The 10,216-nt window shown below is 46.6% G+C and carries 5 protein-coding genes and 2 rRNA genes (1 of these 7 running past the window's edge); 4 read left to right on the forward strand and 3 right to left on the reverse strand.

Annotated features, from left to right (window positions below; translation table 11 throughout):
- Nucleotides 1-81 precede the first annotated feature (81 nt).
- Both hutU and hutH read left to right on the forward strand, forming a co-directional pair.
- Nucleotides 82-1,761, forward strand: a complete 1,680-nt coding sequence (hutU, locus tag QSH61_RS17110; protein WP_010607042.1) for a urocanate hydratase — start codon at nucleotides 82-84, stop codon at nucleotides 1,759-1,761.
- 2 nt (nucleotides 1,762-1,763) lie between these two features.
- Nucleotides 1,764-3,296, forward strand: a complete 1,533-nt coding sequence (gene hutH, locus QSH61_RS17115; protein WP_174170529.1) for a histidine ammonia-lyase — start codon at nucleotides 1,764-1,766, stop codon at nucleotides 3,294-3,296.
- Here hutH and QSH61_RS17120 read toward each other — a convergent pair.
- Nucleotides 3,288-4,085: a Rossmann-fold NAD(P)-binding domain-containing protein gene (locus tag QSH61_RS17120; RefSeq protein ID WP_206472669.1), complete on the reverse strand. Its 798-nt coding sequence runs from the start codon at nucleotides 4,083-4,085 to the stop codon at nucleotides 3,288-3,290. The genes hutH and QSH61_RS17120 overlap by 9 nt on opposite strands.
- 127 nt (nucleotides 4,086-4,212) lie before the next feature.
- On the opposite strand from QSH61_RS17120, the gene QSH61_RS17125 reads away from it, so the two are divergent.
- Complete coding sequence (locus QSH61_RS17125) at nucleotides 4,213-6,243, forward strand: methyl-accepting chemotaxis protein (protein ID WP_102057645.1); 2,031 nt, start codon at nucleotides 4,213-4,215, stop codon at nucleotides 6,241-6,243.
- Nucleotides 6,244-6,352: 109 nt separating this feature from the next.
- Entirely contained in the window at nucleotides 6,353-7,723 is a 1,371-nt protein-coding gene (hemN, locus tag QSH61_RS17130; RefSeq protein WP_206472667.1) for an oxygen-independent coproporphyrinogen III oxidase, read from the forward strand.
- 866 nt (nucleotides 7,724-8,589) lie between these two features.
- Here the strand turns inward: hemN and rrf are convergent.
- Nucleotides 8,590-8,703 (reverse strand): 5S ribosomal RNA (rrf, locus tag QSH61_RS17135).
- 167 nt (nucleotides 8,704-8,870) lie between these two features.
- Nucleotides 8,871-10,216 (reverse strand): 23S ribosomal RNA (locus tag QSH61_RS17140); it runs 1,633 nt beyond the window's last position.

Consider the following 10,216-nt stretch of genomic DNA (forward strand, 5'->3'; position numbering starts at 1 on the left):
AGACTAACAACCTAGTGAAACTAAGCAATCGCAGCAACTAGACGTTTCACTTAGGTTGTATATACAACAGGAGAGAGCAGAATGAGTGATAACCCAAGATTAGATCCTAGCCGCGAGATCCGCGCGCCACGAGGTGCAGACATTACCGCAAAGAACTGGCTGACTGAAGCGGCAAAGCGAATGTTGATGAATAACCTTGACCCTGAAGTTGCTGAGCACCCAAATGCACTAGTAGTTTATGGCGGTATTGGCCGCGCCGCTCGCGACTGGGCATGCTTCGATAAAATCGTCGAAACGTTAGACCGCTTAGAAGAAGACGAAACTTTACTGGTGCAATCAGGTAAACCTGTCGGGGTATTCAAAACTCATAGCAATGCTCCTCGCGTCTTAATTGCTAACTCAAATTTAGTACCACATTGGGCTAACTGGGATCACTTCAACGAACTCGATAAGAAAGGCCTGATGATGTACGGCCAGATGACCGCTGGTTCTTGGATCTATATTGGCTCACAAGGCATAGTGCAAGGCACATACGAGACCTTTGTAGCAATGGCAAAGCAACACTTTAATGGTGAGGCGAAAGGCAAGTGGATCTTAACGGGTGGCCTTGGCGGGATGGGCGGCGCACAACCACTCGCGGCAACAATGGCAGGCTTTAGCGCCCTCGTTGTTGAGTGTGATGAGTCACGAATCGATTTTCGTCTTAACACACGTTATGTGGACCGAAAGGCAACCACACTTGATGATGCATTAGCTATTATTGATGAAGCTAAGGCTGCTGGACAACCAGTATCGGTTGGCCTGCTAGGCAATGCCGCGGATGTGTATGCTGAATTGGTTGAGCGCAATATCACGCCTGACGTAGTGACCGATCAAACTTCTGCGCACGACCCACTAAACGGCTACTTACCGCAAACGTGGACTATGGCTCAGGCAGCCGCGCTTCGCGAAAGCGATCCACAAGCAGTTGTAAAAGCCGCAAAACAATCTATGGCAGTGCAAGTACAAGCCATGCTAACGCTGCAATCGCGCGGGGCTGCGACAACTGACTACGGGAATAACATTCGCCAAATGGCCCTAGAAGAAGGGGTTGATAACGCCTTTGATTTCCCGGGCTTTGTTCCTGCCTATATTCGTCCACTGTTTTGCCAAGGCATAGGTCCATTTCGTTGGGTTGCGCTGTCTGGCGATCCTGAAGATATTTATAAAACAGACGCGAAAGTTAAAGAGCTTATCCCAGACGACCCACACCTTCACAATTGGTTAGACATGGCGCGCGAGCGCATTCAATTCCAAGGCCTGCCTGCTCGTATTTGCTGGGTTGGACTGAAGGACAGAGCGCGTTTAGCACGAGCATTCAACGAAATGGTCAAAAATGGAGAACTCAAAGCACCGATTGTGATTGGTCGTGATCACTTAGATTCTGGCTCTGTAGCCAGTCCAAACCGTGAAACGGAATCGATGATGGATGGTTCAGATGCAGTATCGGACTGGCCGTTACTCAATGCCTTGTTAAACACGGCTGGCGGTGCAACTTGGGTCTCACTACATCACGGCGGTGGTGTTGGTATGGGCTTCAGTCAACATTCGGGAGTCGTTATTGTGGCAGATGGCACAGACGAAGCAGACGCCCGTTTATCTCGCGTACTATGGAATGACCCAGGTACCGGTGTAATGCGTCATGCCGATGCCGGTTATGACATAGCCAAAGACTGTGCAAAAGAACAAAAACTAGATTTACCTATGCTGGAAGGAAAGTAAGTATGTACTCACTAAATTTAATCCCAGGCCAACTGACTTTAAACACGTTACGACAAATCAATCAACAGCCTGTTCATCTCAGCTTAGACGAATCAGCGAAAGCCGCTATTGCTAACAGTGCAGACACAGTTCAGCAAGTAATCAAAGAAGGGCGCACCGTTTACGGCATTAATACGGGTTTTGGCTTGCTGGCCAACACCAAAATTGCAAAAGACGAATTAGAGTTGCTACAACGCTCTATTGTACTGTCGCACGCAGCCGGTATTGGCGAGTTAATGGACGATAGCACCGTTCGACTCATGATGGTACTAAAAATCAACTCACTCTCTCGTGGTTTCTCTGGGATCCGCTTGGATGTAATTGAATTCTTAGCGGCCTTGGTTAATGCCGAAGTCTATCCTTGTGTGCCCAAGAAAGGCTCAGTCGGGGCATCAGGCGATCTTGCACCACTATCGCATATGTGTTTACCGATCCTTGGCGAAGGTCAGGTTCGCTATCGTGGTGAACTTATCGATGCCATCGATGGGTTAAAAATAGCAGGACTTGAACCACTTACTTTAGCTGCAAAAGAAGGTCTCGCACTACTTAACGGTACACAAGCATCTACAGCCTTTGCACTGCAAGGTCTTTTCAGAGCTGAAGATCTTTATGCGCAAAGCTGTGTCGTTGGTTCAATGAGCATTGAAGCGGCTATGGGCAGCCGCTCGCCGTTTGATGCGCGTATTCATGAAGTTCGTGGTCAGCAAGGCCAAATCGACACTGCACTGGCATTTAGAGATATCTTACAAACTCGCTCAGAAATAAGTGATGCTCATGTTGATTGTGAAAAAGTACAAGATCCTTATTGCTTGCGTTGTCAACCACAGGTGCTTGGTGCCTGTTTAACTCAGATCCGCCAAGCCGCTGAGGTGATCCTTGTAGAATCCAATGGGGTAACAGATAACCCGCTGGTATTTGCTGATGCTGGAGATATTATTTCTGGCGGCAACTTCCATGCAGAACCTATCGCGATGGCGGCTGATAACCTAGCGCTTGCCATTGCTGAAATTGGTGCATTGGCTGAGCGTCGTATCGCGCTGCTTATTGATTCGAGCTTATCAAAACTGCCTCCCTTCTTAGTTAACAATGGCGGTGTAAACTCGGGCTTTATGATTGCGCAAGTCACTGCTGCGGCACTGGCCTCTGAAAACAAAACACTCGCACATCCTGGCAGTGTTGACAGCCTCCCAACCTCGGCAAACCAAGAAGACCATGTTTCCATGGCAACCTTTGCGGCAAGACGCTTACAGGAAATGGCTGACAACACCCAAGGTGTACTCGCAGTTGAATATCTTGCTGCAGCGCAGGGGTTAGATTTTAGAGCGCCACTTAAGCCATCTGACAAAGTGGCTACTGCTCAGCAAATATTACGAGCAGTCGTGAGCTTTTATGACAAAGATAGGTATTTTGCACCCGATATTGAAAGTGCTAATGCGTTATTGGGCCAAGCTGCACTGGCGCACTTGCTACCAGCACAACTCTTACCTTCAGCCTAACTCAGATTCATTAACAATCGGATGATGATAGGCAAAGCCGAGTTCGGTAATACGCTCGGCTTTGATAATGCGCGCTTCTTCTTTTGACGAAGCGAAACTTGGCATCTCAGTCCCTAACTTTTCACAGTGATATTGATAAAACGCCTGTCTCGTGGGGTGTGCTGGATAACAAACATTATAAATGTCTGCAGCATCCTGCCACCGCGCGATCACGGTATTGATTGCAGCAACAACATCACCGCGATAAACCATATTCACTCTACCATTCGCTGAGCTAGACAAGGCTTTTCCTGCTACAAATCGCCCAGGCTCCCTACCGGGACCTTGAAGACCTGCTAAGCGCACCACTTTACCGCCTGCGTTAAGCACCATCTCTTCAGCAGTTCTTAGTATATCAACACGCTGGTTGGCTTTATCCGCTAACTTACCTTGTTCATCATATTCACCATTTTCGGTGCTATAAACGCCAGTGGTCGAACACAATAAGAAACCTGCTGCTGACATCTTCTTTGCAAGTAACAATGCCTGTTCTAACGTTTCTAAATAGTTACTATCGACATGCCTAGCTCTTGGTGGGATCGCACACACCCAATACGCGTTGTGTAAAGAAATTGAGTGCGCTAAGGTGCCATTTTCAGTTAAGACCAGCTGCCTTGACCAGCTATGCATCTCGCTAGCTTGGGTTCTGGTGCCTTCTATTTGCCACCCTTGCAACTCAGCTTCGCGACACAACGCTTCACCGAGCCAACCCGCGCCCAGTACCACCAGACTGCGATTTAATACTTTCATATGAATATTACCTTAACCAAGAAGTTACCTTGTATTATCTATGTAAAAGAAGTTAACGCAAACGGTGGCGTTCTCCTGTTATCTATGGTTTGATTACCGTTTGCATAAGCTAAAAATAAGAAGTGTCATGCTTGAGAATTTATCCCTTAGAAAGAAAATATTGCTGCTAATTGGCGGCACCATTTCCGTATTATTAATTATTGCATCAAGCTTTTTCGTCAGCCATATTGCAACGCTCTCTCGAGATGGAATTGAACGAGAAACGCAAAGCTATATTCAAGCTGAAAAATTGGCGATGGAAGCATTCTTTGGCCAATACGGCAAAGTAGTTGAAACCTTTGTTTCTACGCCTCACAACATTCATTGGTTTGAAAATTATAATACCCGTGGCGCCGATCTGACTAAAGATAAAGACTATCAAGAGGTCAATGAAGACTTAGTTAGAATCGCCAAAGGTGATGAAAATATTCTCTCAGCCTTTATTGCCTCAGCAAACACCGGTGAATATTTTAAAGAAAATGATCGTACATCAGCATATTCGGATGGTCGACCTTACTACGCCTATCAGCGCCCATGGTGGCAGGATACGCTGGATGTAGGTAAATTGTATGTTGGTCCAATTGCAACCGATATCAATACCGGTGCAGTGTCTGCTGTGATCCGTCAACCTATCTACAATAACGCCGGCAAACTCGTCGCCATGGGTGGCGTCGACTTACAGATCAATAAATTGAACGATATGGTTGAACGTATCAAGTTTCAAGATAAAGGTTTTGGCTTTTTGCTCGATGGTGATTTAAATGTTGTGCATTTATCCAAGCGTACTGGTCATTCACTCTCTACCACAGATGAAGGCGAGAAAGGCAAAGAAGGTTTAGATGGCCTTGAATCCCAGTTTTCCAATACATCAGGCTTTGACGCTCTAAATGCCGCTATCAAGCGTAACCCCGTTGGCAATAGTACAGTCACGTTCAAAGGGGAAGCGTATTATGTTGTTTATGACAATGTGAAATTAGACAACCCCCTATTGGATTGGCACGTTGGCCTACTTATTCCGGTGTCGCTGATCGAAGCGCCTGTAAATGACGCCGTAATGAGCACAATCACAGCCTTGATTATTATCTTAGCCATTATCGTGGCAATGATCTTGCTCGCCACGCAAATGATCACCAAACCGATTGTAGCGCTAACCGAAACCATGCGAGACATCGCATCAGGTGAAGGCGACCTAACTAGACGTATCGATATCACCAGTAAAGATGAAGTTGGTCAACTCGCGCTGCATATGAATACCTTCATCGATAAACTTAGAGCAATGATGCTCGATACCGCAGCACAAGCTGAGCAATTAAGTAATGCTTCCGCCCAATTGCGTGAAGTATCAAACAATACTAACAGCGAAATTCAGCGCGAAAAAGAACAGGTAGATAGCGTAAGCGCGGCAGTGACCGAGATGGCAGCCACTGTGACTGAAATCTCACGTAATGCACAAGAGACCAACCAAGCCGCTGATGTCGTACAACGTATTACCAATGAAGGTGCAGGACGTTCATCACAAGCCCAAGAAGTCATGACTGAACTAGCACTCCATATTGGTGAGGCCGCAAAAGTGGTTGCCGGACTTGAACAAGAAACCAGTAACATAGGTGCTGTTATCGATGTGATTAACGGTATTGCTGAACAAACGAACTTACTGGCACTCAATGCCGCCATAGAAGCCGCCAGAGCGGGCGAGCAAGGTCGAGGCTTTGCGGTGGTTGCTGATGAAGTCAGATCGCTTGCAAGCCGCACGCAAGAGTCTACCGATGACATCCGCAATATGATCTCTCGTTTACAGCAAATTGCACAACAAGCTTCAGTGATGATGCAGCAAGGTCAAGACCGCGCAGAGGGGACCGTAGAGGAAACGCAAGCCGTGCTTGATGCCTTAAAAGAAATCACAGAGTCGGTCACGACAGTACAAGACCAGAGCCATCAAATTGCGACATCAACAGAGCAGCAAACCGTTGTTGCAGAAGATATTAACAATAGCCTTAACCAAATTAATGAGCTCGTCAATAGCACGGCTAACCACGCCAATGTACTGGCAGATGAAGCCCGCGACTTGAACGACTTAGCCAAGGCGCTTAACTCAACAGTAAACCAATTTAAGCTTTAATCAAACACTAAAACACGTCGCAATCGCGGCGTGTTTTGATCTGAGGCAAGTCTAGCCCAGACGGTAAAAAGTACACTGACACTCTTAATAAAACTCGAGAGTGCGTATCGTGATTAATTTACCTATTTGGAATGATTCCCTTATCAACAAGTACAATATATCTGGTCCTAGATATACCTCATATCCAACGGCCTTATCGCTTGAGTCTGGTTATAGCCAAAAAGAGTTACAAGCGGCTATTACGGGCTCTAAATCTCGTTCACTCTCGCTGTATATTCATATCCCTTTTTGTCATCAACTATGTTACTACTGTGGCTGTAATAAAATCATTACTCGTCATCAATCCAAAGCTGACGTTTACCTAGATTACTTAGCACAAGAAATCGCAGCAAAAGCGCCGCTATTTTCTGAGTATCGTGTAGAACAACTTCATTTAGGCGGTGGTACACCAACTTTCTTAACTACAGAGCAAATGACACGTCTAATCGAAATGCTCAATAGTGCATTTAACTTCTCTCAAAGTGCACAGCGTGGTATTGAAATAGACCCAAGATCACTTGCACCAAATATGATGCGTCACCTACACGAGCTCGAATTTAATCGTGTGTCTTTTGGCGTACAAGATTTTAATGATGAAGTACAAGCTGCGGTAAACCGCCCACAGCATCTAGATGAAGTGCTGGCTACCTTAACTGAAGCGAGAACGTTCGGTTTTAAATCTATTAATATGGATATGATCTATGGGTTACCATTTCAAACAGTAGAGAGCTACAAGCAAACGATTGAGCAACTTATTGCGCTTTCTCCCGATAGAGTCTCTGTATTTAACTATGCCCATCTTCCGGATAGATTTGCAGCACAGCGAAAGCTAAAAGAAGCCGACATGCCAAGTGCGGGAGAAAAACTTGAGATCTTTAAGCAAACACTGGAACAGATGACCACTGCTGGATATCAATTCATCGGTATGGATCACTTCGCCAAAAAAGACGATGAGCTGGCTGTGGCGCAAAATGAAGGGCATCTACACCGTAATTTTCAAGGCTATACCACTCATGGCGAGTGCGACCTGTTAGGTCTTGGTGTGTCATCCATTTCTCAAATTGGTCATATGATCTTGCAAAATGAGAAAGAGTTAAAACCTTATTATCATGCTTTAAGTGATAAAAGATGTGCGATCACTAAAGGGATAACCTTAAGTGGTGATGATGAAATACGCGCGGCTGTGATCAAACAGCTTATTTGTCATTTTGAGTTAGATAAAAAGGTGTTCGAGCAACGTTATGATATAAATTTTGACGAATATTTCGTTCAAGCACTTAACGCTCTAGAGCCGCTAGCAGCAGATGGACTGGTAGAGCTGAATGAACACACCATAAAAGTCACAAGTAACGGCAATTTGTTTATTCGCATCATCTGCATGTGCTTTGATGCTTACTTACAAAACCAAGTCAAAAACACCCGCTTCTCTCGCGTTATTTAACCACCTAACCCTCTCAAACCTCCCACAATACTGTGTTTATGGTGGGAGTGAGTGCACCTCGCGAGCCTTTCTATGCCCCAAAGCTATACCCAAACAGAAAAAACCGTCGTATTGTTGAAACTGGTTTTGATGTACATGGGTGTTCCACATTATCTTTGAGCCGAAACTTTCATCACATGCCATCGGCGGGTGAACCACCTCCCACCATGTTGCACTGTGCCTATACTATGGTAGGAGCGAGTTTACCTCGCGAGGTTTTTAAATCACACATAGCAAAAAACCCGTCGCATTGCTGCAACGGGTTTTGATGTACATGGATGTTCGAATGTCGATGAAGTTCATGGATGAACGCTTTTCATCAACCTCTTATTTGGCCCTGGCTCGCTACGAAGTAGGATGTTCTCATTTTTTAAATAGAGAGTCACATGGGTGATCCACACTATCATTGACCGGGGCCGACCCTTCGGCTGTTTTGTTTCACTTCTGAGTTTGGGTGACGAGAAACCGAAGCACCGCTTCGCAGTTCGAGGAAGTGAGCGCAAGGACGCGCGAAGGGGAGATGCTACATGGAAGTACTTTACCCCAAATAGCAAAAAAGCCTGACTCTTTCGAATCGGGCTTTCTTTAAATAAGTGCTTGGCAATGTCCTACTTTCACATGGGAAATCCCACACTATCATTGACCGGGGCCGACCCTTCGGCTGTTTTGTTTCACTTCTGAGTTTGGGTGACGAGAAACCGAAGCACCGCTTCGCAGTTCGAGGAAGTGAGCGCAAGGACGCGTGAAGGGGAGATGCTACATGGAAGTACTTTACCCCAAACAGCAAAAAACCCGTCGCATTGCTGCAACGGGTTTCTCTTATTTGGCCCTGGCGATGTTCTACTTTCACATGGGTAATCCACACTATCATCGACGCTGTTTTGTTTCACTTCTGAGTTCGGCATGGGGTCAGGTGGGTCCAAAACGCTATAGTCACCAGGAAATTCTGTTCATCAATGAAGTCTCCTTCATCAATGTAAATCTGGAAAAAGCGATTAAATTCTTTTGTCTACTTTAGTCTATTAACTTCTGTTAGCTAAGGCCTCCATGGATGGAGGTCATGCTAGGAATTGTCTGGAACAATTCTAGTAAACCACTTTGGCGTTGTATGGTTAAGCCTCTCGGGTAATTAGTACGAGTTAGCTTAATGCCTCACAGCACTTCCACATCTCGCCTATCAACGTTGTAGTCTTCAACGGCCCTTCAGTTGACTCTAAGTCAAAGTGAGAACTCATCTCGAGGCCTGCTTCCCGCTTAGATGCTTTCAGCGGTTATCAGTTCCGAACGTAGCTACCGGGCAATGCAATTGGCATCACAACCCGAACACCAGCGGTTCGTCCACTCCGGTCCTCTCGTACTAGGAGCAGCCCCTCTCAATTCTCAAACGCCCACGGCAGATAGGGACCGAACTGTCTCACGACGTTCTAAACCCAGCTCGCGTACCACTTTAAATGGCGAACAGCCATACCCTTGGGACCGACTTCAGCCCCAGGATGTGATGAGCCGACATCGAGGTGCCAAACACCGCCGTCGATATGAACTCTTGGGCGGTATCAGCCTGTTATCCCCGGAGTACCTTTTATCCGTTGAGCGATGGCCCTTCCATTCAGAACCACCGGATCACTATGACCTACTTTCGTACCTGCTCGACGTGTCTGTCTCGCAGTTAAGCTTGCTTCTACCATTACACTAACCGTACGATGTCCGACCGTACTTAGCAAACCTTCGTGCTCCTCCGTTACTCTTTGGGAGGAGACCGCCCCAGTCAAACTACCCACCAGGCACTGTCCTCAACCCCGATTCAGGGGCCTAAGTTAGAACATCAACACTACAAGGGTGGTATTTCAAGGTCGGCTCCACAGAAACTAGCGTTCCTGCTTCAAAGCCTCCCACCTATCCTACACATGTAGGGTCAATGTTCAGTGCCAAGCTGTAGTAAAGGTTCACGGGGTCTTTCCGTCTAGCCGCGGGTACACAGCATCTTCACTGCGATTTCAATTTCACTGAGTCTCGGGTGGAGACAGCGTGGCCATGGTTACACCATTCGTGCAGGTCGGAACTTACCCGACAAGGAATTTCGCTACCTTAGGACCGTTATAGTTACGGCCGCCGTTTACCGGGGCTTCGATCAAGAGCTTCGCCTAAGCTAACCCCATCAATTAACCTTCCGGCACCGGGCAGGTGTCACACCGTATACGTCATCTTACGATTTTGCACAGTGCTGTGTTTTTAATAAACAGTCCCAGCCACCTGGTCACTGCGGCTCTCGTTTGCTTACAGAGCAAGTCTTTCACAAACAAGAGCGTACCTTCTCCCGAAGTTACGGTACAATTTTGCCTAGTTCCTTCACCCGAGTTCTCTCAAGCGCCTTAGTATTCTCTACCTGACCACCTGTGTCGGTTTAGGGTACGATTCAGTATGAACTGAAGCTTAGAGGCTTTTCCTGGAAGTAGG

The organism is Pseudoalteromonas sp. JC3, from assembly GCF_030291895.1.
In the GTDB taxonomy this organism is placed as follows: Bacteria; Pseudomonadota; Gammaproteobacteria; order Enterobacterales; family Alteromonadaceae; genus Pseudoalteromonas.